Raw genomic sequence first — 26,511 nt, 5'->3', positions numbered from 1 at the left:
ATAGCACGCAGAGCGGGCCTCGCAACGCGGGCGTCATCGGCGCGTCGGCTGTGGTGTCGCCGGGGTGGGCGTTGGGGGAGGGGCCGGTGCTTGGAAAGGCCCGCTCGGGTACAGCGACGTGGCCGTCATCATGTAGTTGGCCCACTGCGGACCCGCGATCATGTAACCGTCCAGGGACTTGTAGAACTTGCCATTGATGGTGACATTTTGCCCGGCCCGCTGCTGACCCGCTGACGTGTCCCCGAAGAACGACGCCGTTGCAAGAGCCGGGGTGAATCCGGCCACCCAGGTGGCGCCATTGTTATTGGACGTGCCTGTCTTGGCCGCCACCGGAACCCGGCTCTGGACCTTTGGCTCGATGTAAACGCCGGAACCCATCTTGAGGACATCCTGCAGGACAGCGTTCACGCCCCGTGCCACGGCTGGTTTCACGGCGTCCCTGCACTCAGGTGTTTGGGCTTGGAACTGGCGTCCCTGTGCATCGCTGATCCCGGTAATGGCGATCGGCTTGCAGTAGGTGCCGTCGTTCGCGAAGGTGGCGTAGGCGCTCGCCAGGACCACAGGGGCCACACCGATGGAACCAAGGAGGTTGCCGATCTGGTGCATGTTCACCGGCGCGTTGTCCAGACCGCTGTGCAGGCCCACGGTGTCCACCATTTTCTGTATTCCGCAGAAGTCCAATTGGGCCGCGGTGGCAAAAGTGGCCGTGTTAATGGAGTTGTAAAGGCCGTAGTTAATAGGCATCGGACGGTAGTAGCCGTCGTCGTTGTTTTGGAGGTCATCATCGGCGCCCAGGTTTTGGGCCTTCTGGGCGGTGCTGTACCCGCCAAGGACCTTGCCGCAGCTCGAGCGCCACGGGAAACCCACGGGATAGACCCTGCGTGAAGCATCAACAACGGCGGTGGGATTCTTGCCTTCGTTGAGCCACTCCGCGTAGATAAATGGCTTCATGGTGGAACCAGGCTGGAAACCACCCGCACCGTTGAGGTCGTAGCCATTCTCGTCTTTGGCATCCACGTTGAAATTCAGCTGGGTATCGTACTTTCCGTCCTGGGGCACGAACACCGTATTTTGGGCCATTGCAAGGATCTTCCCGGTGCCGGGCTGAACGGTGGTCATCGCGGCACCCCATTTGTCCGGGTTGGGGCCGGCGGAGGCGTCAACCTGTTGCTGTGCGGCGTTTTGGAGCCGACTGTCCAAGGTGGTGGTGATGGTCAGACCGCCACGGTAGAGGAACCGTTCACGTTCCTCCACCGTGGCACCATAGGCCTCGTCGTTAAGGATGAGGTGGGAGACGTAGTCGCAGAAGTAGGTGGCAAACGAGGTACCCGCGCAGCCTTGCAGGGAGGGGGTGATGTTGAGCTCAATGGGAGCGGCTACTGCCACGCCGTGATCCACCGCCGTGATCTTGCCCTGTTCAAGCATCCGGTCCAACACCAGGTTGCGCCGCTTGAGCGCAGCATCAGGATCGACAACGGGATCGTAAATACTTGGTCCATTCACCAATCCAGCCAGGAGGGCTGCCTGGGGCAAGGTCAGGTCCATTGCGGAGGTGCTGAAGAAATAGCGGGATGCGGCCTCGATGCCGTAGGCGTTCCGATTGAAGAACACGATGTTCAGGTATCCCTCAAGAATCTGATCCTTGCTGAACCGCTTCTCCAGCTCCAAGGCAAGTTTGATTTCGCGCAGTTTGTCGCCCACGGTCTTCTGGCCGCTGAGGACCACGTCTTCCGGCCGCCCCTCGGACAGGCGGGACTCGTTGAGCACGTTGGTGACGTATTGCTGGGTCAGCGTGGAGGCGCCTTGCCGTGTGCCCTGGGTCAGGTTGGAAGTCAGCGCCCGCATAATGCCTTGGGCATCCACACCTGCGTGTTCGTAGAAGCGGTTGTCCTCGATCGCGATGATCGCCTCACGGATGAACGGGGACATCTCCTCCAGCGGGACCTTCACACGGTTCTCGGCATAGAAGGTGGCAATGAGTTGGCCGTCCGCAGACACTACGGTGCTTGAAAGGGAAGGGGAATCGACGTTGAGCTCGCTCGGCAGGCTCTGATAAAACCCCACGGAACCGCCCACGGTGGTGCTGGTGAAGGCAACAACGGGTGCCAGGAATCCAGTGATCAGCACCCCGCAGAGCGTGCTCACGAAGAAGAACCCGAAGATCCTCAAGAGGACCTTGCCCAGACCTATCTTTGGACCCTTGTTCCGCGCCATTTCGTGCCAATCCGTAGGGATAACCCGGCTGAAAAGTAGCTACAGAATACGTCCGGCAAAGCTGCGCGGCTACGGGTTAGGCGCCCAAAAATGGTCCCAAATAGGACTCAATCCAGCGGAAGCGTAACCCGCACACTGGTGCCCCGCCCAACTGCGGAGTCGATGGCTACTGTCCCGCCGGCGTCGTGGACTGCTATTGACATCAGCAGCAATCCGAAACCGTGGCGCCGGCCGCTGGGTGCGGCGTGGATTTCGAACCCGCTGCCGTCGTCCGTGACGGTGAGTTGGATGCCGTGGTAAACAGCGTTGAGACGGACGGTGAGTTCGCTGGCATTCGCGTAGTTGAGGGTGTTGCTGAAGGTCTCTTGCGCTACGTGATAGAGGAGGGCGGCGGCTGTGGAGGAGATCTCGATGCCGTGATGCGGAGTGTGCCAATGGACAATGACGCCCTCGCGCCGCAGCGGTGCGGCAAGCCGGTCGATGCATCCCGCGACACCCAGCGCGTAGAAATCTACGGGGTTCTGGTCCTGGATGATGCCTTTGACGGCCACCACCTCGGTTAGTGCTGATGCCTGTTGCATTGCTTCCCCCACATCGTCGTGTTTCATACTTGAAATTCGTTGCCGCAACCCCTATGTATGGGTGCTTCGTACTTCCAGCGTGGCGCTGCTATATCAAGGAAGCTTTTCGATTGGCTCAAGTTCGCATCAAGTTTGCGGGGGAGGCTTGCGGAGGGTGGATTACTCGTGTGGAAGCGCCCGACGACGGCAGGCGAGTGCCGTCGTCGGGCGCTGCAGTGTTGGCCTACCTCCTCTGGTACAGGGCGGTGAGCACCAGCTGGCACGCGCTCGGGATGGGTTGGATAATGGCGACGGCGGTCGTCTCGGCCAGTCGTCGCGCAGTAACGCTGAGCGGTCCGCCGGCAATGATGACGGCCTCGGCATGGTCAGTCGCCGTGGCTGTCCTGACCGCCTGCGCCAATTCCTGGAACTGCTGTTCAGGGTCTGCCGCTAAGGCCAGAGGCTCCGAAGCCGTGAGGCGCACGCCTGTGAAGTGCTCCTGGAACCCATGGTCCGCCACCAGCTTGGCAAGGGATTCGACCAGCAACGGCGTGCTTGTTGCCATACCGAAGCGGCGGAGTTGGCCGTCGGGGCTGTGTGCCGCGGCATGAACGGAGCCTTGTCCGATCCCGATCACGGGGATGTCCAGTTCGTGGTGCAACCGCGCCCTGCCCGGATCCCCTATTGCTGCAACAATCACCGCAACCACCGTTCCGCCGTCGGGCCCGGAAAGGTAACCCCGTACTGCATCACGGACGTGCGCCGCAGACTCAGTCAGGGAGGCGGGATCCACAATCATGGCCGGCCCCGCGGCTGCGGTAACTCCAACCACCTGAAGCCCTTGCGGTTCCAAGCGCTCCTTGGCCAGGTCCACCATCATGGCTGTGGTGTTGCCGTTGGTGTTGGGGTTGACCAGCAGAACTGTGCCAGGGGCAGGCCTTCCGGCAGTGCCAGGGACCCTAGTGTCCATAGATTGCTGCTTCCTCGTCGTCGCTCGGTTCAGTGTCTTCTTCCAGCGGCTTGTTGAACGTTTCCGGCGGGAACTGGACCACGATGGCCAGGATGATGAACAGCACCGCCAAGGTAGTGAACATGCCTGGCAGCCCGGCGGAATCGAACACGGCGCCCGAGATGAGCGGGAACAAACCGCCGGAAAGTGAGCCCGCGGCCAAGATGATCGATGTTCCGAATCCACGGGTGCGCGTTGGGTAGAGCTCCGGCGCGAACAGCCAAATGGTGGTGTTCAGGATGATGACTGAGAAGTTGAAGAGAACCCCGAAGATCACTACCAGCACAATGTCGGTGGCCAGGAAAGCCATGGACAGTCCGGATAGGCATCCCAGGATCGCAGCGGCAGTCAGGACCTTCTTGCGGGGCAACCGGCTGGCAAGATAGGCGGCGGTGCACGCACCCAGTAGGGAACCTGACTGCATGATCAGGGTGAACCAGAGGCTCGTGTTCACCGCGTAACCGCGGGAGACCAGGATGGTTGGCATCAGCGTCAGCATCGAAATCTGGGCGGCGTAGGACATGCAAACGGCAATGCACAGCAGGACCGTGCGCTTGAGGAGCTTGCCGCGGAGGGCATCTTTCCAGTGGCCTGAGGACGTGGCCACCACTGGGTCCGCTACTGCGGTGATGTAGGTTTCGGGATCGTGGATGGGGCCGGAGAGCTTGTTGCGCGCCAGCCGGGTAATGACCAGATTTGCCTCGTCGATCTTTCCTTGCGAGGCCAGGAAGCGCGGCGTTTCAGGAACGTAGCGCCGGAAGAACATGACCAGAAGGGCAGGGATGAACAGCAGGCCGAACACCCAGCGCCACTTGTCCGGGCCGTCGAAGAGCGTGAAGACGAGGATGCCGAAGGCCGGGGCCAGCATGTTGCCCAAACCTGCAGCGGTGACGTTGATGAGCCCTACTGCGGTGCCACGGTGTTTGGCGGCGAAGAACTCGGCCATCATGATCACGGCGACGGCGATTTCGCCTCCGAGTCCGAAGCCCACAATAAAGCGGCCTGCAGCGAGAATGGGGTAGTTGGGAGCTACGGCGCAGATCAGTGAGCCGCCTGCGAAGATGATGAGGTTGATGACCAGCATGTGCCGCCGGCCGTATTTGTCGACAATGAGGCCGGTCGCCAGCCGTCCAAATGCGGTTGCCGTAAACGTCATTGTGTTCAGCAAACCGATTTCGGTGGCACCCAATCCCCAGGACTGGCGGAGGATGGGGCCGGTGATACCGACGGCATTTTGTTCAAGGGCGTCGAAGAACACGCCCAGCAGGATCATGAAGACGATCTGGCGGTGAGCGCCAGTCACCCCAATCCGCTGATACGCGCCTTCGATTTGTTTAGCCAGGGATCCGGTCCGCGGTGTTGCAGCCTCCTGGGCAAGGTCTTTTTCCACAGTGCGCTCCTATCTGAGCTCTGAAGGTTCATTCAATGCCACCCGAATGTTCCGTCATGCGGAATGCGAATATCACATGAGGGAATGTGATGGAGATTACACTTTGGGATACCAAAAGGCCATGGTTGCCGTGTAAACAGAATGTGACCGGAGATCAAGGGGAGGCACTGGCCTGTGGCTTCGTGACCCCCAATGAAGGGTTGGGTGGGTAAATACACCCCAAATAGGTTGATTATGCCGTCCTGTGGCTCAAAAGAGGTCAGGAATCCACGCGGAGCTGACTATGAGGGCTCGCCAAGGTCACGGGGGCATCTGCCTTCAGATATCGCAACGTAGTATGCCATCGGCTCTAGCCGCCACTTGAAAACACGTCAGTGGGGGACTGGGCCGAAACCCGGTCCCCATTGTTCGGACTTACCAGCGGCCTCCGCCACCACCCGGGCCCTGGGCCTGGGTGTACTCGCCCGCCGTCACGGTTCCTTGCTCCTCGGCACCGGAGATGGACCCGGTTGTCACACCGGAATCAGCATCAGCGTTGCCCCCTGTGTACACCGTGTACGTCCCACCAGCGCTGATCGCGGAGGACGAGAACACCAGGGACGAAACGGCCTTGGTGGTCACGAACGTTGCAACCACCGCCCCGGAGGAGTCAACAATATGCACAGGCGTACCGGCAGAGACAGGCGAGTCAAACGTCAGCTGGACACCTGACTGCGTGGACGAGGTTACTGGCGTCACTGCCATTCCGGCACTGCCAGCCGCTGCCACGGTTCCGCCGGTGACTACCAACTCGCCGTTGACGTCCAAGGCACCGTTGCCGTCATTGGTAGGACCGTTTACCACCACGGTGCCGCCGGAGATGGTGGCGCTGCCGTTGGAGTCCAGGCCGTCGCCCTCGGAGTTGATGGTCAGGGTCCCGCCGGAAACGTCTACGGTGTAGTCGCCGGCTGCCATCTCACCACCGCCCATACCTCCGCCACCGGGGCCGCCACCGGCCGCGCCGGCGTCGGTGCTGGTGGTCGAGCCGCCCGAGGCGTTCACACCGTCGTCATTTGAGGTGACCGTGACATCACCGCCGGAGATGGCGATGTGTTGTGCCTCCAAGCCTTCCTCGGATTCGGCTACGGCGACGGTTCCGCCGGAAACAGTGAGGGCGTTGTAGGCTTTCACGCCGTCGTCGCCGGCGTTGACTGTCAATGAGCCGCCGCTGACCAGGAGCCAACCGCGCCCTTCGTCCGTGTCATTGTCAGCCTTCACTCCGTCTCCGCCCGCGGTCACCTGGTAGGCGCCGTCCAAGAGGACGGTGTAGTCCTTGCCCCGGATTCCGTCGTCCACCGCGTCCACAGTGACCTTGCCGGCGGCCATCACCAGGCCGTCCTTGGAAACGATGCCGTCGTTGGATTTCCCGTTGACAGTGAGGGAACCGGTTCCGGCGATGGTCAGGTCGGCCATGGAGTAGAGCGCCGCGTTGGGGGCGTCCTCGCTTTGGTCGGCGTAGGTGGTGGCGTCGGTTAGCGTGTTGGTGCTGCCGTCTTCCAAGTACACGATTGCCTCGTCCGCGCTCTGCACCACAAACGGCGAGCCGGAGGAGTTGCCCAGTTCCACGCCGTCCAGGATGATCCGCACGGTGTCTTGTTCTCCCGCGGCCACCACAATTCGGCCGTCGCTGAGCGAACCGCTGAGGTGATAGGTTCCAGCTGCACTGATGGTGACAGTGTTGCCGTCTACAGCCACGCCGGTGGAGGCCGACGACGTCACTTTGCTGCCGCCGTCGGCCAGGCTGATTGCCACTTCGGTTGCGGCGTCCCACGTGAGGTCATCGCTGTCGTAGTGGGTGTCTTCTTCTATGGTGCCGGCGGTGACTGCCTGTTGGTTTGTGGTGGTTGTCCCGGAGTCGCTGGAGGTCGAGCTGGTTGAAGTCGAGCTGGTGGTGGCGGTGGAGCAGCCGGCCAGGGAGATGGCCAGGGCGACGGCGGCAACGGAAAGGGAAGTGCGGAAAGGGCGCATGGGGGGTTCCTAAGTCTGTGGAAAGTCAGTGAAGGGGACGCAGGGGCATCCTGCGCCGGAGGGTTTGATTCCAGCGGTTGGCTGGAAGCTCGGGGTGGAGCGCGGCCATGCCGGTGGCGAACTTTGAGATGCGGCATGGCCGAACGCCGTGCGCCCAAAGGTGCCTGTCCAAAGGGCCGGGAGCGGAACCGGACTTCGTTTCCACCACCACGGCGTTGTCCAGGACCCATGGCTGGCCGTCGGGGCTCTGCCAGATGACGTCGGAGTCGATCGTCGCGCGGCTTCCGGATTCGGGGAGGAACAACGTGGTGCGGTGGTATCGGGTGGAAATTACAGGCTCAAGAGGGCCGAAGCGCACGTCCCCGATCACCGCGGCCAGCGTTTCGTTCACGTACGCCAGTCCTTCTTCGGTGAGCCGTTCCCGGTCGCATAGCTCGTACGGAATCCGTTCCTTGACGGTCGCTTCCCGGGCACCTTCGGTCTTCACTTCGAGGAAGCTCACTGCACTGTCCACATAGGTTCGGGTGCGGATCTTGAACCGACGGCGCCGGCCATGCGCGGCCAGCAAGTAACTGTCCAAACCGGGGGTGTCGAAGTACACGGAGTCGTAAGAGAACGTGCGCTTCCCGCCCATTTCCAGGACCCGGGCCTGTGAACTGAAGGTGGAGAGGATCTGCCGGGCCGTAGCCGACGGCACCAGATACTTGCGGTCCACCCGGGTCAGCAGGGCAGCTTCCGTGGTGAGTTCTTCCAGTCCGACGGCGGGTAGCCGGCTTAGCTGCGGAATGATCGGTTCGGCGTCGACGCGGTTCACGCTACACCCGCAGAGGTGGGCACGGACTGCTGGGTATGCGGCGCTGGCTGGACAGGCTCCGCGGGTAGTTCCTGCGGTGCCGGGGAGAGGGCCCCGGACGGCTGGTCGAAACCGAGCTGCGGGTGCCGGGGCTGTGCTGCCCGGACCGCATACCGAACGTCAACGATTGTTTTGTCGTTCACCAGATCCAGCTCCTGGATGGTGGCCGAGTGGACAGTGCCGTTGAGGACTCCCTCCAGCCGTGCGTAGAGTTCGGGTTCGCTGTTGATGGCCCGGTCCAGCACTACGGTCTGATGGCGGTAGGCCGGGAGGACTCGGGGGTTGTCTCCGACGAACATCACCAGCAGCACCAAGGCCATCAGGGAAAGCGTCAGCCAGAGCGGCTCGACGCCGATGCCAGCGATCAAGCCCAGCCCCAGCGCCGAGAAGTAGTAGGCCACTTCATGCTGGGCGAGCTCAGTGGACCGGAGCCGGATGATGGAGAGAACACCGAACAAACCCAGCCCCAGGCCAACCCCGGCTGCTGAACCGGACAAAGCCGTGGCAACCGCCAGCACACCCACGTTCATTCCCAGGTAGGAAACCACAAGGTCGCGGCGGCGGTGCCGGCGAAGGTAGAGGGCGAGCGTCAAAATGGTGATGGCGGCCAGGTCTGCCGCGATGAGGATGATGGTGTTCATCGGTTACTCCGGAATCTCTTAGGGGATTGATCTCCACTTTTCCCGGCCAGGCTGTGCTGAAACTGTGCCCTGACCAAGGCCGGGATATGTGTTCCCACGGTGGACTGTTGGCCAGGCGTGATTGGCTCGGTTGGAATGGCCCGTACCTTGCGGACAAACAGGAAGCGTTGCTGCACCGCGTAGCTGATACCCAGAAGGGTCATCTCCGTGACCACCTTGGCCAGGATGCCCGGGACGGCCAATGAGGTGAGGGACCACATCGCGGCGTAGTTGGCGGACAACAGGACAACCACCAGCCCCACATACCCCGTGGCTGCGGCTCTGAACGAGGTCTCCCTTCCGTGCTCAAAGACCAGCCGGCGGTTGACCATGAAGTTCACGGTGGCGCTCACCAGCCGGGCTCCCACCACCGCCAGCAGGAGTGAGTCCGTCAACGCGCTGAGGAGGAGGAACATCATCATGTCCACCCCGAAAGCGGACATGGACGAGCCCAGGAACTTCAGCAGAGGTGCATAGATCCGCAGGGAGTCAGCCACAGGACGGAAGTGCGAGCCCGAGTTGTGGTCCAGGTAGACGGTGGCTATTTCCACTGCGCCGATTTCGTAGCCGGCCTGTTTCGCCTCAAGGAGAAGGTTCAGTTCGTACTCGTAGCGTTCGCCGCGCACGGTCAGTAACCACGGGAGCATGTCAGCCCTGTAGCCGCGGAGACCGGTTTGCGTGTCCGTGATCCGTTGACCCGTCGCCAGCCTGAACAACCCCCGGGTCACTGTGTTGCCCAGCCTGCTCCGGGCCGGGACATCTCCCGTGAAACTCCGGCAACCCAGCACCATTGCACCGGTGACCCTCCGTACCCGGTCCGCCACGGCAAGAATGTCCACGACTGCGTGCTGCCCGTCGCTGTCGGCGCAGACCACATCGTGGCCAGGAAGCTCCGCTGCGATGAAAGCAAAACCACACTTGAGCGCGTGGCCTTTTCCGCCATTGACTGCGTAACTGAGCACATGGCACCCAAGCCGTGCGGCGTCGTCGAACGTGTCCTTGTAGTCAGGCCCGGAGCCGTCGTCCACCACCACGATCGTCAGCCACGGATCGATTTCCAGAAGATCGCGGACAAGGGTGGTGAGTTGATGGTCTGGCTCGTAGGCCGGTACCAGGATGATCATGACTGGGCGATGTAGAGGATGTCCGAGGTGCCGCGCTCTTTGTTCTCGCCGAGCGGGTTGTTCACCAAGGATCCGTTGAAGTACATGGTGGAGGAGCCTCCGCCGTCAATGTTGTAGGCGGTGGTGGCGCCCAGGTCCTTCATGATCTGGGCGAGACCCGTCATGGTGACGCCGGCGCTGTAGCCGGGACTGCGGCCGTCCACCACCACGAACACCAGGTGGTTCTCATCAATGACGCCGACGGCGGTGCGGGGCTGCTCGCCCTGGATGGAGTGGTTGCCGAAGTTTGTATCAACCTCAACGTCCTCAATGCTGGAAGCGATCTGGCCGTTGTCCAGCAGGGAAGGGCCGAAGGAGAGCGTGTTCCACGCGCCGTCCGCGATCAGTTGCTCAGCAGTGGTGGCGGTTTCGTCGTACACCTTGACGGTGCCGTCCTTGTAAAACACGAGTCCCTGCCGGGCGCCCTCATCCCGGTACACCACACCGTTCCGGATCACAATGCCCGTATCCCGGAAACCGTAGTAGTCGCCGTTGATGGCGAAAATGGCGTTGTGATCCTGGGCAATCGCGGACGTGGTCTCGGTGATGTTCTCGCCGTACGTGTCCTCGGCAAACGCCGACTTCAACGTCGTTGCTTCATCAAGCACGACGTCGGCAACGGAGTACGTCACGGTATCATCGCCGCTGCCGGTGGTCACCGTAGAGATAGTGACGCCGGTGCCCCCGGATGTGTACGAAGTATCGGTGACCACGGCGCTCGCCGTCGCTGCGGAGGCGGCGTCCGCCGTCGTGCTGTCTGTAGTTGTGGTGCCGGCTTGGCTTGCCTCGTACTCGGAGACGTTGGTGATCTCAGCATGCGGGACCACAAATCGGTCCAGTGCCCACGCAGCGGCACCCCCGGCAGAAAGAGTGACCGCCAGGACGGCGGAGATCACGGCGCGCCGTGTCCGGCCGCCCTTGCGCTGTTCAGTCTGTTGAGGAGTCATGCCTCATTTCTACGGAGCGAGGCTACGCCGGAGGTTTGCCCAACATATGCGGGGGCTGTGAAGGTTCAAGCGGTGCTTTTGCCTGCCTCCACTGCCGCCCTCTTAATGCCGGCACAGTATGCTGCCCATTCTTCCGCGGTCCGGCCCGGGATGTTGGGATCGCCCGGTCTTTGTCCCGCGGAGCCGTCGATGAGCTCCCGGATGATGTCTGCATGCCCTGCATGGCGGGCTGTCTCCACGCACATGTGAACCAGAATCTGGTGGAGCGTCACGTTCTTCTTCTCTTCAGACCACCACGGCACCACGCCCGGCGCATCCAAAGGGAGGGATTCGATGGTCTCCTCGCTGTGCTTGGCCGAGAAGTGGTGCAGCTCCAGGATTTCCTCCCGGCTCTCTGTGGCAGGGACCCACATATCAGAATCCGGTTGGGCGTCGTCCGCCAGCCAGGGCATGTCCCTGCCACTTGGCCGTCCGAAGGTCACCCCGAAATAGTCCAGTTCCACGCTGGCCACATGCTTGACCAAACCCAACAGATTGGTGCCGGTGGGTGTCATGGGCCTGCGGGCGTCATACTCACTCAGCCCGTCCAGCTTGCCGAGCAGGTCCGCCCTGCGGAGCCGCATATACGTGAGAAGCGTCGCTTTGTCATCCATGGGGAGCACTCTACCCAAGTGGGCCCGCTCCGAGTTCGCTCCGCCCCTCTGCGCCGAGTTCGCGGGAAACGTGCCAAACACGGGGAGAGTTGCAGGGGGTTTCGCAGGTTTCCGGCGAATTGGCCGGAGTGATCAGGTAGTGCTTTATTCCTCCCTTCCACGTCGCGTTGACTTCAACCCAAGCCAGTGGCGGACCCGGCGAAGGACGCCGGACCCTGTCCAGCCACGAGTGTTAGGAGCAACTCCTTGTCACTTCAATTCCCCCGCAGGACCCTGCTCCAGGGTGCCGGCGCACTATCCCTGGCGGCAGTTGTCAGTTCGATGTTCGCTCAGAACGCCTGGGCCGAAACCGAACCCGGCACCGCGGAGTTCGCAGCGTTGCGAAACCGTTGGGTTGACCAGATTACGGGCCGCAATGTCATCCAGGCGGGCGATCCGGACTTCGCCAAAGCCGTCACAGCCCTGAACAATAAAGCCGCTGACTCCCTGGCAAGAGTAAACCGGGCTTCAGGCCGAACGTCGGTGTTCACGGACTTGTCCTTCGCCAAGGACGCGGAAATGGTCACCACCTACACCCGCTTGTCTCAGCTGGCCACTGCATGGGCTACTCCCACCGCGGCGGTGTTCGGGGACGCCTCGGTGCTGGCCGTCATCAAGGCAGGCCTCGCCGATGCCAACACCCTTTGTTACAACGACAGGAAGGAAGAGGTAGGAAACTGGTGGTCCTGGGAGATCGGTGTACCCCGGGCACTCGCTGACGCCATGGTGGTTCTGCATGCGGAATTGTCCACCGAGGAGCGCAATGCCTACTGCGCGGCGATCGACCATTTTGTGCCCGACCCGTGGCTGCAGTTCCCACCCAAGCGCGGCAAGATCACCTCAGTGGGCGCCAACCGGGTGGACCTGTGCCAGGGAATCATCATCCGCTCCTTGGCCGGAGAAGATTCGGCCAAACTCAACCATGCAGTCGCCGGACTCAGCCAGGTGTGGCAGTACGTGACCAGCGGGGACGGCATATTCCGCGACGGGTCGTTCATCCAACACAGCACCACCCCGTACACGGGCTCCTACGGGGTAGTCCTGCTCACCGGACTGTCCAAGTTGTTTTCCCTGCTTGGGGGCACGGCGTTCGAGGTCACCGACCCATCGCGCAGCATCTTCTTCGACGCCGTGGAGGGTTCGTTTGCGCCCGTCATGATCAACGGGGCCATGGCTGATTCCGTTCGAGGCAGGAGCATCAGCCGCGAGGCCAACACAGGCTATGACCTCGGTGCGTCGGCTATCGAGGCCATCCTGCTCTTGGCTCGGGCAATGGATCCGGCTGTTGCCGCTCGATGGAGAGGTTTGTGCGCGGGTTGGATTGTGCGCAATACCTACAGCCCCATCCTCGCAGGAGCCAGCCTGCCCAAAACAGCACTGGTGAAGGAGCTCCAAGCCACTGGTATTGCCCCCGTGGCGGAACCGGCCGGCCACAGGCTCTTCCCTGCGATGGACCGCACCATGCACCGGGGACCCGGCTGGGCATTGTCGCTCTCCATGTCCAGCAACCGCATTGCCTGGTACGAGTGTGGTAACGGCGAGAATAACCGCGGCTATCACACCGGTTCCGGCATGACCTACTTCTACACGTCCGACCTCGGCCAGTTCGATGACGCTTTCTGGGCCACGGCCAACTACAACCGCCTCCCCGGCACCACGGTGGACACCACGCCCTTGCCGGACAAGGTGGAGGGTGAATGGGGTGCTGCTGTCCCAGCCAATGAATGGAGCGGTGCCACCGCGCTGGGCGAGGTTGCCGCCGTCGGACAGCATTTGGTGGGTCCCGGCCGAACTGGCCTTTCGGCCCGGAAGTCCTGGTTCGTCAGCGGGGACGTCACCGTCTGCCTCGGCGCCGACATCACCACTGGTTCCGGGGCCAGGGTGGAAACAATCGTTGACCACCGCAACCTCCACCAAAGCAACAACGCACTCACGACGGCGTCGGGCACCATCGCAGAAGCGGCCGGTAGCGCTGTTGTGCTGAGTAAGGATCGTTGGGTCCACCTGGAAGGTTTTGGAGGCTATGCCGTCCTTGATTCGTCCCCGCTGACTGTGCTCCGGGAGAGCCGTTCCGGAAGCTGGTCGGGAGTGAATATCAACGGGAGTACCACTGTGCAGCAGCGGAACTTCGCAACCATCTATGTTGATCACGGTGCGGATGCCGCACCTAAGAGTTATGCCTATGTGGTGGCGCCCGGCGCGTCGGCCAAGGAGTGCAGCAAGCTTGCGACGGGAAACAAGCACGTGGTGATCCGCAACGATGCCACGGCGCAATCTGTGGAGTTCACAGCAGAGAAAACCACGGCCGCAACGTTTTGGAAGCCCGGGATGGCGGGGGATCTTGGAGCCTCGGGACCCGCATGCGTGGTGTTTTCCAGGCACGGTAACGTCCTCAGCCTGGCTGTCAGTGAGCCGACTCAAAAGGCTGACAGTCTCACGCTGACCCTGCCTCAGGGCACCTGGTCCAGCGTGCTGGAAGGTGCGGGCACCCTGGGAACGGACTCAGCGGGCAAGACTACCCTGACGCTGGACACCGCCGGGCTCAGTGGTCAGGCCAGTGTGTTGAAGCTCCGCCGCTAGACCCCGGTTGTGGCCCGTTCTGCGCGCTATCCCTTCCAGGGCCCACGCCGCCCGGGTTCCCTGGCTGAGCTTGCGAAGTCAGGAAGGCGGTGGGGATGCAGAGCGGGCCTCACAACGCGCTAGATAGGGCCAACCAACTTCGCCCCGCAGGAATCACGAACCACGATCCGGGGCCGCAAACGGATCTGGTGCAACGGGCAAGCGTCGCCCTCAGTCAATCGGCGTAGCAGGACATCGGCCGCCATGACGCCCAGCCGATGCTTGGCAGGGGAGACCGCCGTCAGGGGAATCTGCGCGAGATCAGCCATTTCGTCGTCATAGGACACCAAGGCCAGATCTTCCGGCACGCCCATCCCACGGCGGGTTGCGGCCCCTTCCAACAGGGCCGCTTCCCGGTCGCCGAAAATCAAGGCCGCCGTTGCGCCACTGCCTGCCAGGAGGTGGAACATGTGCTCGGCCTGATCCGCTTCCCACTCAGGTTTGGTGGCGCTGAACGCCATATCGTGGTGCCCGTCGGGGTCCAGCCCTAAGGCCTCGACGGCGGCCGCATACCCGGCGATGACCGCAGCCTGGGTTGGGTTGCTGCTTCGGGCGGCCTCGTTGGCGCGCGTCAGCAGCCCGATCCTCCGGTGACCCAAGCGGTGAAGGTGCATCACGGCGTCGTACGCTCCACCCTGGTGATCCGAGCAGACGTGTTCTGTCCGGTCTCCCGGCCCCAGATCGTCCAGGCTCCGCTCAAGCAACACCACAGGAACCGGCAGAGCCATGAGCTCGGCAACGCGCTGTTGAGGGTTGTCCAATCCTGTCAGCGTCGGCACCAGAATGAGTCCATCCACGCCGGCATCCAGGAGGAAGTCGATGCCGGCATTCTCCCGGGTGAAGTCGTAATGGTAAGTGGAAAGCTGCAGGCTTGCGCCGCGGCCGGACAAGTGTTCCTCGATGCCCTGCAGTACCTGCGGGTAGTAAAGCTGGGTGTCCGGCAGCAGGACGCCGATCACGTACCGGGAGCGTTTTTGCGAGCGCTGCGGCGTTGCCACGAAACTCCCGGCGCCCTGCCGCCGGACCACGAGTCCTTTGTCCACCAGGTCCTCGAACGCCCGGCGCACCGTAGTCAGTGACAGCCCGGTTTCGAGGGACAGTTGCTGCTCGGTAGGCAACTTTGTCCCCACAGCCCACGTCCCTGCCAATATGCCCCGGCGCAGGTTGTCGCTGAGGTTCTGGAACTTCAGGTTTTGCTTGGCCGTGTCGCGGACGGTCGCGGAGGTGGGCTCAGTCTGGACGGGCTCGAGGTTCTTCCTTGGCATGATCAACTCCACTGCGTACGAATGATTACTCTTATCCTGCCCCACTGTTGAGAGTGTATTTAGATACTAATTTTCTCCATCTCGAAGGCATGTGGAAATGCTCATTGATTCCTCGCCTCGAGGCTGCGTAGCAATGAGGGGTGTCTACTGAAAAGCCGAACATCATCTTCATCCTCAGCGACGACCAGGGCGCCTGGGCGCTGGGATGCGCCGGAAACACCGAGATCCACACTCCCAACCTGGACGCCCTCGCGGCCCGCGGAGCGCGCTTGGAGAACTTCTTTTGCGTATCGCCCGTCTGCTCGCCGGCGCGTGCCAGCCTGATGACCGGGGACATCCCTTCGCGTCACGGCGTCCACGACTACTTGGCGGGCGTTGAAACAGGGCCGGGGGCCGTCGACTATCTGCAGGGGCAACGACTGTTCACGGATGACCTCGCCGAGGCCGGGTATCGCCTTGGCTTGTCCGGCAAATGGCACCTTGGTGCCAACGACGCTCCCCGGAAAGGTTTCAGCCACTGGTTTGCGCTGGAGGGTGGCGGCAGCCCTTATCACCGGTCCGTCATGTACAGCTTCGACGGCGATACCAGCCACCGGGAGCTTGTCATTGAATACTTGACCGACGCGATCACCGGCGACGCACTGGACTTCATCGATGAAGCTTCGAAAGAAGCCGAGCCCTTCTTCCTCGCCCTCAACTACACGGCACCCCACAAGCCGTGGAAGGGCCAGCACCCGCCCGAATTCGAGGAACTCTACCGCGACTGCCACTTCACCAGCTGTCCTCAGGAACCCCTCCACCCATGGACTCCCACCGTAGATGGTGTGCCGATCGGTGGCGAGGCGGACGCGCGGGGCGCGCTGGTGGGGTACTTCGCGGCGGTGAGCGCCATGGACGCCGGGGTTGGCGAGGTCCTGCGCCGACTGGAAGGACTGGGCATCCTCGACGATACGCTTGTCATCTTCAGCAGCGACAACGGCTTCAACTGCGGCCACCACGGCATCTGGGGCAAGGGCAACGGGACGTTCCCGCAGAACGTCTATGACTCCTCCGTCAAAGTCCCGGCGATCTTCACGTTCCCGGGAAGGATCCAGGAGGGTGTTGTTCTCCCTGAAGTGCTGTCCGCCTACGATGTAGCCGCCACCCTTCTGGAGCTCGCAGGACTGGACGCCCGGCCCTTCGAACGCGGTCCCGGACGGTCTTTCGCGGAACTGTTGCGTGCGCTGCCGGACGCTGCCGGGAACGTCGCCGGTGGGAACCGCGACGACGACGGCGGCGGGCCGCTCGCCGCTGCCCGCGAGCGCGCCGTCGTGGTCTTTGACGAATACGGCCCGGTCCGGATGATCCGCAGCTCGGAGTGGAAGTACGTGCACCGGTACCCTCATGGTCCCCACGAACTATTCCACCTTGCGGCTGACCCGGACGAACGGGTCAACCACGTGGACGAACCGGTACACGCCGGCCGTGTGGCTGGCATGAGGGCTCAATTGCAGGAGTGGTTCCAGCTTCATGCGGCCCCGGGGCTTGACGGCAGTTGGCTTCCGGTGGCGGGGGCAGGCCAGACTGCGCCCGTGTTGGACGATCCCTTGGGGGCCTTCACTCCACCCAACTGGGACGGCACGGTCGCAGCCGGCCTCACCTCCTAGGGAACTTCGCTTAGGACGCGTCCGGTGTTCGTGGCGTCACCGGACGGGCCAAGGACCAAGGGGCTACACGTCCCGGCTGCCTTGTAGGACGCCAACACCACCTCTACGATGTGGCGGGCGTGTTCCACGCTGACTTTCGGTGTTCCGCCGTCGAGCACCTTGATGAAGTCCACCAACTGCAGGAAGAAGCCCTCTTGGATATCCTCGGGCAGGGGCTCCCACACTGTCCGGGTGGTGCCGTTGCTGCGGACCAATGTTCCGCTGTGGGGGCTGCAGGAAATAGTGCCGTGCTCGCACACGATAAGGACCTCGTCCGTGCGTTGGGTGGCGTCGGATACCACCACGACGCTGACGTGGACGCCGTTGCGAAGCGTCAGAGAGATGGCACCGTCGGTTTCCACGGGAACACCGAATCGCTTGTGGGTAGAGGCATTGAGGGATTCAACGGGCGCGCCGCCGAACCAGATGGAACGGTCCAGGCAATGGCCACCGATGTTCATCAGCGCCCCGCCGCCGGCCATGGCTTCGCTGAAGAACCAAGCCGGACGGGTGCCGGGACGGTAATCGGTGGTCCTGTAGTCGCGGATCATCAAAACCCGGCCAAGTTCGCCGCCGGCCAGCACGTCCTGGGCGGCCAGCTTCTCCGGCAGGAAATGCTGGATCTGGCCGATCACCAAGGACACGCCGGCGTCGCGGCAGGCCTCGATCATGCGATCGCAGTCGGCCACGGTGGTGGCCATCGGCTTTTCCACCAGCACGTGTAATCCGTGCTCTGCTGCGGCCAATACCATCTCCAAATGCAGCGCGTGCGGAGTATTGACAATTACCGCATCCAGTCCGGCCTCACCGAACATGGCCAGATAGTCCGTATAGGTGGAAGCCCCCCATGGCGATGCGACGCTCGTTGCGGACTCGGGCCGTAGGTCACAGACGGCTGCCAACTCCACGTTGATGATCCGCGCGGCGGATGCTGCATGGAAGTGTGCCACGGCACCCGCGCCAATGATTCCAAGTCGTATCAATTTCCCTCTTTAGCTCGGAGCCGGAGCGCGGGCGTCATTTGATCGGAGCACCCGCGCAGGTCCTCTCGATTGTTGGGGAGGTGGAAAGGAGGAATAAATGCCTAATCGGAGTGAACCGCAGGCTCGGGTTTAATGCGTGCACCGAGGGATTGGGAACCGATGGCGACTCATTCAAAAGTACTCATTGAATCCTGCTTTCGGAGACTGTGAGAGTCAGTCTCACTGAACCGCATCCGGCCGGTTCCCCTCACTCGAAAGGTGATACCCATGGGCAAATCAGCCCGTCATCTTCGCCCGCTGGCCGCCCTGTTGGGTGCAGCATTTGCCCTGTCCACCACTGCTTGCGGTGGAGCCACGGATGCCTCCACCGCTGCTGAAGCGGTGGACATTTCCGGCTCCATTTCCGGCCAAACCATCAACTACTGGTCCATGTGGAAAGACGGGGAGCCTCAGCAGAAAGTCCTCGCCGCGGCCATCGTTGATTTCGAAAAGGAGACCGGAGCCACCGTCAGCGTTCAATGGCAGGGCCGCAGCAACACAGAGAAACTTGTTCCCGCGCTGAATACCAACAACGTCCCGGACCTCGTGGACGGTACCTTCGCAAAGCTTGCGCCTGTGATCGGAGAAACCGGACAGGCGAGCCCGCTCACATCCGTGTACTCCTACGAGGTGGACGGAAAAGCGGTGGGGTCACTCATCCCGGAGAAGTTCACCAGCAATGGCGTTTTCAAGGGAGAAGACGGACAGCCCTGGATGGTGCCGTACAGCATCAGCTCCGACGGCATCTGGTTCGATGCTGCGAAGCACCCTGAGCTCAAAGCCAAGCCGCCGGCCACGTGGGATGACTTCATCGAGGTCCTGGACAAGCTGAAAGCCGGTGGTGCGGCTCCGATCGCTGCGGACGGTGACATTGCCGGTTACAACTCCACGTGGTTTGTGACAGCGCTGCTGCGGCTCAAGGGTGCAGGCAGTTTCAAGGCACTTATTGAGGACAAGTCCGGCGAAGGATGGGATGACCCCGCGGTACTCGAAGCAGCCCGGAAGGTGGAAGCCCTCGTCAAGGGCGGATACCTCAACAGTGGCTACAACGCGAGCAAGTTCCCTTCGCAGCAGCAACTCTGGGCGAACGGCGACGCTTCCCTCATCCTCAACGGTTCCTGGACGCCTACCGAAACCGGTTCTTATGCCGCCCCGGGATTCGAGTACTCGTCCTTCCAATTCCCGGCGATGGGGGACAAACCGGCCAGCGCCCGTGTGGACTTCATCGGCTTTGCAGTACCGGCAAAGTCGAAGAACCAGGCCCCCGCACAGCGCCTCGCAGCTTTCATGCTGGCCTCCAAATACCAGAACGCTCTTGGAACAGAAGCCAAAGTGCTTCCGGTACGTCCGGACGCACCGGTGGATCCCGCCGTCGAGTCCGTCAAAGCGGCCATTGACGCGGCTCCGGCAACGCACCTGCAAAACGATGGAGTGACCTTCCCCGGCTTCATGGAGAAGGTCTTCTTCCCCAAGGATGACGAGTTGTTCCTCGGGAAGACCTCTGCCAACGAGTTCATCGGGAAGATGAAGACCGCCCAGATCCAGTACTGGAAGGACAACAGCTGATGACCCTCCACCTGACGGAGCCACGGACAGACGGTACGCCGGCCCAAAGTGCGGAGTCCCGGAAGCCGGTGCCCCGCACGTCGCGGCGCGGCAGCCGTCCCGGAGGGAGCTCCATCGATGTGCAGCGCAAGAAGCTGCTGATTCCGTTCGTGGGCCCGGCTTTCGTCCTGTACACGGTTCTCTTCATCGTGCCGGCACTGGGAGCCGTGTGGATCAGCCTGCACAAATGGGCGGGCTCGGGCCCCATGAAGTTCGTTGGTCTGGACAACTACGGGAGGATCTTCCGGGATCAGCTGTTCCTTTCCTCATTCGGCAACACCCTGCTTCTGCTCTTCGTGGTGGGGACCGCGATCTTCGTCCTGGCTTTCGCATTGACGCTGGTGCTTAGGGATATGGCCGGGAAGAAGATTGCCCGCAACGTCATCTTCTTCCCGCACCTCATCAATGCGCTGGTGTTCGGGGTCCTCGCGGGCTTCATCTTCAACCCCGGTGGAATGGTCAACAGCCTCCTGGCGCCCCTCGGAGTGACCGATCCGCCCAAGTGGCTGGCGCAGGACAACATCTTCCCGCTCATCATGGTCACCCTGGTCTGCACCACCACGGGTTACTTCACCACCATCCTGATGGCCGGCGTCGACCGTATTCCGCCCTACTACTACGAAGACTGCGCCTTGGCCGGCGCTTCTGCCTTCCAACGGTTGCGCTACGTCATCCTGCCGCTGACGTGGGATGTTTTCGGGACCTGTGCCGTGTTGTGGACCATTTCGTCGGTGAAGATCTTCGAGATCGTCTGGGTCTTCGGTGGCAGTTCAGGGGCCGGCGTGCCGCCAACGCAGAGCTGGACGGCGGCCGTATACACCTACGTCAATGCCTTCTCCGGACAATCAACGCCGGCCTACGGAGCCGCGACGGCCTCTGCCGTGTTGTCCCTGGCGCTGATCTCCGTCCTGGTTGTCCTGCTGCGCCGCGCCATGCGTCGTGACGCCGTCGAGTTCTAAAGGAAAAGTCATGAGACAAGACAAATTGCTTGCACCTTTGACCCCTGTCCGCCGCCGTCCAGGACGCGGTGTCAGCCCTGCGCTGCGCGGAGAGCGCAGCATTCTCCGGGGGATTGGGGTGACGCTGCTGTGGATGGTGGTGGCGATCAGCATCGCAGCCCTGGTGTGGATGGTGGCCCAGGCTTTCAGGGATACCCGGGCAATTCTCGATGACCCTTGGGGCGTCCCGACGTCCCTGGACTTTGGGAACTTTGTCCGTGCCTGGACTGTTGGAGATTTCGCCGTCGCAACGTGGAACAGCCTGTTGACCACGGTGGTTTCCTCGGTCCTGACGGTAGCCATCGCGGCTCCGTGCTCGTACTACCTGAGCCGCGTGGACAACAAGCTGACCCAAGGGCTGAGCCTGTACTTCATCCTGGGCCTTGGTATTCCCGCGCAGGTCATTCTCATCCCGCTGTTCGTGATGCTGAACAAGGTGTACCTGACGGACAGCATCATGGGTTTGAACTTGGTGTACATCGGCGTCTCCATGCCCTTCACGGTCTTCCTGCTGACTGCGTTCTTCCGTTCCCTTCCCTTGGAAATGGAAGAGGCCGCGGCCTTGGATGGAACCACAGCGTTTGGGACGTTCTGGCGCATTACCTTGCCGTTGGCGAAGGGTGGCATCCTGACCGCGTTCATCCTCCAGGTAATCTCGCACTGGAACGAGACACTCCTGGCCCTGACGCTCCTTCAGTCCACCGAGAAGTACACACTTCCAGTAGCCCTGATTTCGTTCGTGCAGCAGCAGACATACTCGGGAGCCGACTGGGGCGGGCTCTTCGCCGGGCTCGTGATCGTGGTCCTGCCGATGCTCATCATCTATGTATGGCTGGGCCGACGGCTGACGGAGGGGCTGACACTGGGGATGGGCAAATAGCCCCCGACGACGGCGCTACCGCGGGCTTTTGTCGATCACGCACAAGCGATTGCCGTCAGGGTCTGCGAGGACCACGAAATCCGGATCCTCGGGGTACAGGTCCCAGTCCACTCGTTGGGCGCCGAGCCGGATGAGTCGCTCCACTTCGGCGGCTTGGTTATCAGCGTAGAGATCCAGGTGGGTGCGGGGATGTTCCTGGACAGGTGTTTCACTAAGCATCAGGGCGAGTTGGGGCCCTGGTCCTGGCGCTGGTACCAGGATCACCCACGTGTCATCGCCCGGTTCGCGCGGGACATAACCGAGCGCCCCATGCCAGAAATCAGTGGCGCGGGCCATGTCATTGACGCCCAGAACAGTGCTGCCGATGCTCAACATCCGCCCAGCCTAATCGGGATAGGGTCTCTTGTGGCGGGACCAGAGCGAATGCGACAGTGAACCATGGCCACAGAAGACGACGTCCGCCACATCTGCCTCGGCATGGCAGGAGTGACTGAACGCCCCAGCTGGGGACAGCCCGCGTGGTTCGCCAAGACCCTCATGGCACGCATCTGGGAAGAGGGCGTTGGCACAGTAAAAACGGACGAACGCGAAGCGCTCGCAGCCATGAATCCCGATATCTTCTTTTGGACCCCGCATCATGACCAGTACCCGCAGCTGATGCTGATCCAGCTCGAGAGAATCGACGTGGACGAGCTCGACGAACTGCTGCAGGAGTCGTACAGAATCGCCGGCGGCCCGGGCAAAGCGAAACCCAACTAGGTCGCAGCAGAGCGCGTTTAGAGAGCTCAAAACGCGCTTAACTGCGACTCAGTTGGGTGCATGCGCTCCGCTAGACTCGGCCGCATGGGGGAAAACAACATACTTGGGGAACACGACACACCGCAGCCTTCGCGCAAGGTCTCTTCCGTCGTCGTACCTTTGCTTGGGCTGATCGCGGTGATCGTGGGGGTGATCGTGGCGTGGACCAACCAAAGTACGGACTTCGGGTGGTTTGCCTATGCGCCGTTGAGTGACACGGTCTTCGTCGGGAACGGTGGGGCCATGGTCAGCCAGGGCACGCAGATCGGCCTGACCGTGACGGTCCTTGGTCTGCTGGTCCTCGCGTTCTGGGCCGGGCTCGCGATCGGCCGCCGCCGCTGAGTTCGCCTCAGAAACGCGAAATCGCCGGAAACTTCCAGTGAACTGGCAGCTTTCCGGCGATCTCGGCGTTGCAGCAAAGACTAGGTGAGTTTCACCTGGCGGTTCATGTCCTTGTACAGCAGGTAACGGAACTCGCCCGGACCACCCGCGTAGCAAGCCTGCGGGCAGAACGCGCGGAGCCACATGAAGTCGCCAGCTTCCACCTCAACCCAGTCGTTGTTGAGCAAGTACATGGCCTTGCCCTCCAGCACGTACAGGCCGTGCTCCATGACGTGGGTCTCCGGGAAGGGGATCACACCGCCGGGCTGGAAGGTGACGATGTTGACCTGCATATCGTGGGCGAGGTCGCTGGAGTCCGTGAAGCGCGTGGTTTTCCAGACGTCGTCGGTGTCCGGCATGGAGGTGGGCTCCACGTCCTTCTCGTTGGTGACGAAGGACTTGGCCTCGAAGCCCTCAAGCCGCTCGTAGGCCTTGCGGATCCAGTGGAAGGAAACGATGTCGTCGGACACGTTCTCCAGGCCCCAGTCGGACCCGGCGGCAAGGTAGGCGTAGCCGCCCTCCTCGAGGTGGTGCAGTTCGCCGTCGAGCGTCAGGTTCACCTGGCCCTTGGTCACGAAAATGACGCCTTCGACGCCGGACTCGAACTCAGCCTTCGGCGCGCCCCCACCCGGTGCGATCTCAACAATCAACTGCGAGAACGTGGTGGCGAAGCCGGAGATCGGCCGTGCGATGATCCAGGAACGCGTGTTGGAGAATCCCGGCAGGTTGCTGGTGACGATGTCCGTCATGACGCCCTTGGGAATCACCGTGTAGGCCTCGGTGACGATGGCCCGCTCGGTGGTCAGTTGGGTCTGCGGCGGCAGGCCGCCCTGCGGGTAGTAGTACTTGCCCATGCGAAATGCTCCTATCAGTGGGAAGTCGGTTGCGCGAGCCGCGGGTGCGCCAGTGCGGTCAGCTGTGAAAGTTCGACGCCGGCAAGCGCCTTGACCTCGTCGGTGGCCACTGCGCCGCACTGGACGCCGCGGAGGACGAAGCCGGCAAGGGCGCGAGCCGTGGCGGGCTCATCCATGACGCCGCCTTCGGTGCGTTCCACATAGTTACGGAGGCGCAGGGCAGCGGCGGGCAGGCCTTCGCGGTAGAACGCGTACGACGCCGAGAAGCGGCTGGGCAGTTGGGCTGCGTGCAGATCCCAACCCTGGTAGTAGCCGTTCTCCAGGGAACGTCGTACCAAGCGGCCGTGCAGCTTCCAAGCATCTTCCACGCCATCGCCCACGGGGATGATGTTGGTGGAACCGTCGGAGAGACGGATGCCCGTTCCTGCGACGGCGAGCTGCATGACTTCCTTGGCGAAGTCGGCCACCGGGTGTTCCATGGACTGGTACTCGGCGGAGATTCCCAGCGAGGCACTGTAGTCGTACGTCCCGTAGTGCAGGGCGCTGATGCGGCCCGGAACTATGTGGGGGAGCTGGGCCACAGGCGAGGTTCCGTCAGCGCCTATGATGAGCTGGGGCGTTTCCACCTGCACCTCAAAGCGGAGCCGGCCGGCGGGAAGCCCGTGGACTTCCTCAAGGCGGGACACTGCGAAGTCCATTGCCTGCACCTGGGCCACCGTGGTGACCTTGGGCAGGGTAAGGATCAGTCCAGCGGGGAGCTCGCCGGCGTCAGCCAAGGTGGAGACGAACAGGTCCAGCGTCTTCAGGCCGCGGGCCCGGGTGGGGGCTTCGAAGCACTTGAAGCGGATGCCTATGAACGGCGGAGCTGTTCCGGCCGCAACTGCAGTGGCAACGGCCTTGGCGGCAGCAACGGCGTCGGCGTCTTCTGCCTCATCGCCGCGGTCGCCGTAGCCGTCTTCGAAGTCCAAACGCAGGTCCTCGATGGGTTCTGCGGAGAGCTTCGCAGCCACGCGCTCCGCAACAGCGGCAGCCAGGTGGGACTCCTGGCCCAGCAACTGACCCAACTTTTCCAAGCCACCGTGAGCTTCCGCCGTCGCCAGTGCCTGGGCGCCCCACTCTTCCGCGAGGGAAGGAGTGAAGCGGTCGGCCGGGATGTAAACGGTGTGGATGGGCTGGCGTGAGCCGTCGTCGCCGGGGTAGTTGCGGTCCAGCAACTGGTCCGTGGCCTCAAGCTGCGACTCGATGCGGGCCAGATCAGATGAAGAGAATGAGCCCATCTCAGCCCACCAACTCATACGCGGGAGTGGTCAGGAAGTCCGTGTAATCGTCGGACAAACAAATGTCCTCGATCAGCTTGGAGGCGGGCTCGTAGTACGCCTTGAAGTTCTCGTCGCCGAACTCGATGCGCAGGCGCTCGGTTTCTTCGCCCAGAATGCGGCTGACAAGTTCGCGGGTTACGGTGTTGCCGGTGTCCGCGAGGACGGACTTGTTGCGGATCTGCTGCCACACCTGCGAGCGGGAGATTTCAGCCGTCGCTGCGTCTTCCATGAGGTTGTGGATGGCAACGGCGCCGCTGCCGGAGATCCAGACGCCTGTGTAAGCGACGGCGACGTACAGGTTCAGCCGCAGGCCGGCTTCCGTTACGGTGCCGCCGGCGGAGGCGACGTCGATCAGTTGCTCGGCCGTGACGCTCACCTCGGGGCGCTGCTTGTCCAGCTGGTTGGGACGGTCGCCCAGCACGGAGTCGAAGACTTCGCGGCAGGTGGGAACCAGGTCCGGGTGGGCAACCCATGAGCCGTCGAAGCCATCGTTCGCTTCACGCGTTTTGTCGGCGCGGACCTTGTCGAAAGCTGCGGCGGTGACGTCCGGCTGCTTGCGGTTGGGGATGACGGCGGCCATGCCGCCCATGGCGAAGGCGCCGCGCTTGTGGCAGGTCTTGACCAGGAGCTCGGTGTAAGCGCGCATGAACGGAGCCGTCATGGCAACGGTGGCACGGTCCGGGAGCACGAACTCTTCGCCGGCATCACGGAAGTACTTGATGATGCTGAAGAGGTAATCCCAGCGGCCGGCGTTCAGGCCTGAGGCGTGATCGCGCAGTTCGTAAAGGATTTCGTCCATTTCGAAAGCGGCCGGAATCGTCTCGATGAGCACGGTGGCCCGGACGCTGCCCTGCGGGACGCCGAGGAAGTCTTGTGCGAACACAAAGACGTCGTTCCAGAGGCGTGCCTCCAGGTGGCTCTCCATCTTGGGCAGGTAGTAGTACGGGCCGTGGCCGTTGAGGAGCAGCTGCTTGGCGATGTGGAAGAAATGCAAACCGAAGTCCACCAGCGCGCCCACTGCGGGTGCGCCGTCGATCAGCAGGTGGTTCTCTTCCATGTGCCAGCCGCGGGGACGGGCCACTACAACAGCCAGGGGAGCGTCGGTGCGGAGACGGTATTCCTTGCCTTCGGGCGAGGTGTAGCTCAGGGTGCCCTGGGCGGCGTCGCGGAGGTTCAGGATGGCGTCGATGACGTTGGGCCACGTGGGAGTGCTGGCGTCTTCGAGGTCCGCGAGCCATACCTTGGCGCCGGAGTTGAGGGCGTTGATGGCCATCTTTGCCGGCGTTGCCGGACCGGTCATCTCAACGCGGCGGTCCTGCAAAGCTGCCGGTGCCTCAGCGACCTTCCAGTCGCCGTTGCGGATTTCCTGGGTCTCCGGGAGAAAGTCCAGGCGGCTGGTATCGGCAACCTTCTGGCGCTTGACGCCGCGCGCTTCCAGCAGCTCGTTGCGGGTGCCGGCGAAGCGCTTGTGCAGTTCCTCAATGAAGGCCAGCGCCTTGGGGGTGAGGATTTCCTCGGCGCGATCGATCGGCCGGGGATCAGTGACTGTGATAGCCATGTGGCGGTGTCC

General features: G+C 62.5%; 23 protein-coding genes. 7 read left to right on the top strand and 16 right to left on the bottom strand.

Going from position 1 to position 26,511, the window contains the following annotated elements; translation table 11 throughout:
- Positions 1 to 33: 33 nt before the first annotated feature.
- From J7I86_RS12300 to J7I86_RS12255, 10 genes are all read right to left on the bottom strand, one after another.
- Positions 34 to 2,214: a transglycosylase domain-containing protein gene (locus J7I86_RS12300; protein ID WP_214820218.1), complete on the bottom strand. Its 2,181-nt coding sequence runs from the start codon at positions 2,212 to 2,214 to the stop codon at positions 34 to 36.
- Between the two features lie 107 nt (positions 2,215 to 2,321).
- Positions 2,322 to 2,822 (bottom strand): sensor histidine kinase, encoded by a 501-nt coding sequence (locus J7I86_RS12295; RefSeq protein ID WP_286179717.1) that lies wholly within the window; start codon positions 2,820 to 2,822, stop codon positions 2,322 to 2,324.
- Between the two features lie 196 nt (positions 2,823 to 3,018).
- Positions 3,019 to 3,744: an aspartate/glutamate racemase family protein gene (locus tag J7I86_RS12290; RefSeq protein WP_214820216.1), complete on the bottom strand. Its 726-nt coding sequence runs from the start codon at positions 3,742 to 3,744 to the stop codon at positions 3,019 to 3,021.
- Positions 3,734 to 5,173, bottom strand: a complete 1,440-nt coding sequence (locus J7I86_RS12285) for an MFS transporter (RefSeq protein ID WP_214820214.1) — start codon at positions 5,171 to 5,173, stop codon at positions 3,734 to 3,736. Before J7I86_RS12285 ends, J7I86_RS12290 begins: the two co-directional genes overlap by 11 nt.
- Before the next feature lie 414 nt (positions 5,174 to 5,587).
- Entirely contained in the window at positions 5,588 to 7,180 is a 1,593-nt protein-coding gene (locus tag J7I86_RS12280; protein WP_214820212.1) for a carbohydrate-binding domain-containing protein, read from the bottom strand.
- Positions 7,181 to 7,205: 25 nt separating this feature from the next.
- Complete coding sequence (locus tag J7I86_RS12275; protein WP_309476726.1) at positions 7,206 to 7,994, bottom strand: polyphosphate polymerase domain-containing protein; 789 nt, start codon at positions 7,992 to 7,994, stop codon at positions 7,206 to 7,208.
- Positions 7,991 to 8,674 (bottom strand): DUF4956 domain-containing protein, encoded by a 684-nt coding sequence (locus J7I86_RS12270; RefSeq protein ID WP_214820210.1) that lies wholly within the window; start codon positions 8,672 to 8,674, stop codon positions 7,991 to 7,993. Before J7I86_RS12270 ends, J7I86_RS12275 begins: the two co-directional genes overlap by 4 nt.
- Positions 8,671 to 9,837 carry a bifunctional glycosyltransferase family 2/GtrA family protein gene (locus tag J7I86_RS12265; RefSeq protein ID WP_214820208.1) on the bottom strand — a complete coding sequence of 389 codons (1,167 nt, stop codon included), beginning with the start codon at positions 9,835 to 9,837 and terminating at the stop codon, positions 8,671 to 8,673. The genes J7I86_RS12270 and J7I86_RS12265 overlap by 4 nt, the downstream gene beginning before the upstream one ends.
- A complete protein-coding gene (locus tag J7I86_RS12260) occupies positions 9,834 to 10,823 on the bottom strand; it encodes a phosphodiester glycosidase family protein (protein WP_214820206.1) in 990 nt (329 codons plus the stop codon). Before J7I86_RS12260 ends, J7I86_RS12265 begins: the two co-directional genes overlap by 4 nt.
- Before the next feature lie 65 nt (positions 10,824 to 10,888).
- Positions 10,889 to 11,476 carry a DinB family protein gene (locus J7I86_RS12255; protein WP_214820204.1) on the bottom strand — a complete coding sequence of 196 codons (588 nt, stop codon included), beginning with the start codon at positions 11,474 to 11,476 and terminating at the stop codon, positions 10,889 to 10,891.
- A 246-nt stretch (positions 11,477 to 11,722) separates the two neighbouring features.
- Between J7I86_RS12255 and J7I86_RS12250 the strand changes: the two genes are divergently transcribed.
- The gene (locus J7I86_RS12250; protein ID WP_214820202.1) at positions 11,723 to 14,095 is read left to right on the top strand and encodes a polysaccharide lyase 8 family protein; all 2,373 of its coding nucleotides are present in this window, start codon (positions 11,723 to 11,725) and stop codon (positions 14,093 to 14,095) included.
- 119 nt (positions 14,096 to 14,214) lie between these two features.
- Here J7I86_RS12250 and J7I86_RS12245 read toward each other — a convergent pair whose 3' ends face one another.
- Positions 14,215 to 15,399, bottom strand: coding sequence for a substrate-binding domain-containing protein (locus J7I86_RS12245; protein WP_214820200.1), 1,185 nt, complete (start codon positions 15,397 to 15,399; stop codon positions 14,215 to 14,217).
- Between the two features lie 140 nt (positions 15,400 to 15,539).
- On the opposite strand from J7I86_RS12245, the gene J7I86_RS12240 reads away from it, so the two are divergent.
- On the top strand, positions 15,540 to 17,045 hold the full coding sequence (locus tag J7I86_RS12240) for a sulfatase-like hydrolase/transferase (protein WP_214820198.1): 1,506 nt from the start codon (positions 15,540 to 15,542) through the stop codon (positions 17,043 to 17,045).
- Here the strand turns inward: J7I86_RS12240 and J7I86_RS12235 are convergent.
- Positions 17,042 to 18,067, bottom strand: a complete 1,026-nt coding sequence (locus J7I86_RS12235; RefSeq protein ID WP_214820196.1) for a Gfo/Idh/MocA family protein — start codon at positions 18,065 to 18,067, stop codon at positions 17,042 to 17,044. The two genes, J7I86_RS12240 and J7I86_RS12235, sit on opposite strands and share 4 nt — an antisense overlap.
- Positions 18,068 to 18,334: 267 nt before the next feature.
- Here J7I86_RS12235 and J7I86_RS12230 point away from each other — a divergent pair, with 267 nt between their 5' ends.
- Genes J7I86_RS12230 through J7I86_RS12220 form a run of 3 tightly spaced genes read left to right on the top strand, consistent with a single transcriptional unit; the run spans position 18,335 to position 21,589 of the window.
- Positions 18,335 to 19,672: an ABC transporter substrate-binding protein gene (locus J7I86_RS12230; protein ID WP_214820194.1), complete on the top strand. Its 1,338-nt coding sequence runs from the start codon at positions 18,335 to 18,337 to the stop codon at positions 19,670 to 19,672.
- The gene (locus J7I86_RS12225; protein WP_214820192.1) at positions 19,672 to 20,670 is read left to right on the top strand and encodes a carbohydrate ABC transporter permease; all 999 of its coding nucleotides are present in this window, start codon (positions 19,672 to 19,674) and stop codon (positions 20,668 to 20,670) included. Before J7I86_RS12230 ends, J7I86_RS12225 begins: the two co-directional genes overlap by 1 nt.
- A 10-nt stretch (positions 20,671 to 20,680) precedes the next feature.
- A complete protein-coding gene (locus tag J7I86_RS12220) occupies positions 20,681 to 21,589 on the top strand; it encodes a carbohydrate ABC transporter permease (protein WP_214820190.1) in 909 nt (302 codons plus the stop codon).
- A gap of 15 nt (positions 21,590 to 21,604) precedes the next feature.
- On the opposite strand, the gene J7I86_RS12215 is transcribed toward J7I86_RS12220, so the two are convergent.
- Positions 21,605 to 21,964, bottom strand: a complete 360-nt coding sequence (locus J7I86_RS12215) for a VOC family protein (protein ID WP_214820188.1) — start codon at positions 21,962 to 21,964, stop codon at positions 21,605 to 21,607.
- A 63-nt stretch (positions 21,965 to 22,027) separates the two neighbouring features.
- On the opposite strand from J7I86_RS12215, the gene J7I86_RS12210 reads away from it, so the two are divergent.
- Positions 22,028 to 22,348 (top strand): MmcQ/YjbR family DNA-binding protein, encoded by a 321-nt coding sequence (locus J7I86_RS12210; protein ID WP_214820186.1) that lies wholly within the window; start codon positions 22,028 to 22,030, stop codon positions 22,346 to 22,348.
- Between the two features lie 84 nt (positions 22,349 to 22,432).
- Complete coding sequence (locus tag J7I86_RS12205) at positions 22,433 to 22,729, top strand: hypothetical protein (protein WP_214820184.1); 297 nt, start codon at positions 22,433 to 22,435, stop codon at positions 22,727 to 22,729.
- Positions 22,730 to 22,809: 80 nt separating this feature from the next.
- On the opposite strand, the gene J7I86_RS12200 is transcribed toward J7I86_RS12205, so the two are convergent.
- From J7I86_RS12200 to aceB, 3 genes are read right to left on the bottom strand one after another with little or no spacing between them, the layout of a single operon-like run.
- Complete coding sequence (locus J7I86_RS12200; protein WP_159733160.1) at positions 22,810 to 23,622, bottom strand: bifunctional allantoicase/(S)-ureidoglycine aminohydrolase; 813 nt, start codon at positions 23,620 to 23,622, stop codon at positions 22,810 to 22,812.
- 14 nt (positions 23,623 to 23,636) lie between these two features.
- Positions 23,637 to 24,899, bottom strand: coding sequence for a DUF6986 family protein (locus J7I86_RS12195; RefSeq protein WP_214820182.1), 1,263 nt, complete (start codon positions 24,897 to 24,899; stop codon positions 23,637 to 23,639).
- Position 24,900: 1 nt separating this feature from the next.
- Complete coding sequence (gene aceB, locus J7I86_RS12190; protein WP_214820180.1) at positions 24,901 to 26,499, bottom strand: malate synthase A; 1,599 nt, start codon at positions 26,497 to 26,499, stop codon at positions 24,901 to 24,903.
- Positions 26,500 to 26,511 lie beyond the last annotated feature (12 nt).

The sequence above is a fragment of the Arthrobacter sp. ISL-95 genome, assembly GCF_018613695.1.
Lineage (GTDB): Bacteria > Actinomycetota > Actinomycetes > Actinomycetales > Micrococcaceae > Arthrobacter.
Note: the sequence above shows the minus strand (reverse complement) of the source record. Positions and strands in the feature narration are given on the sequence as shown.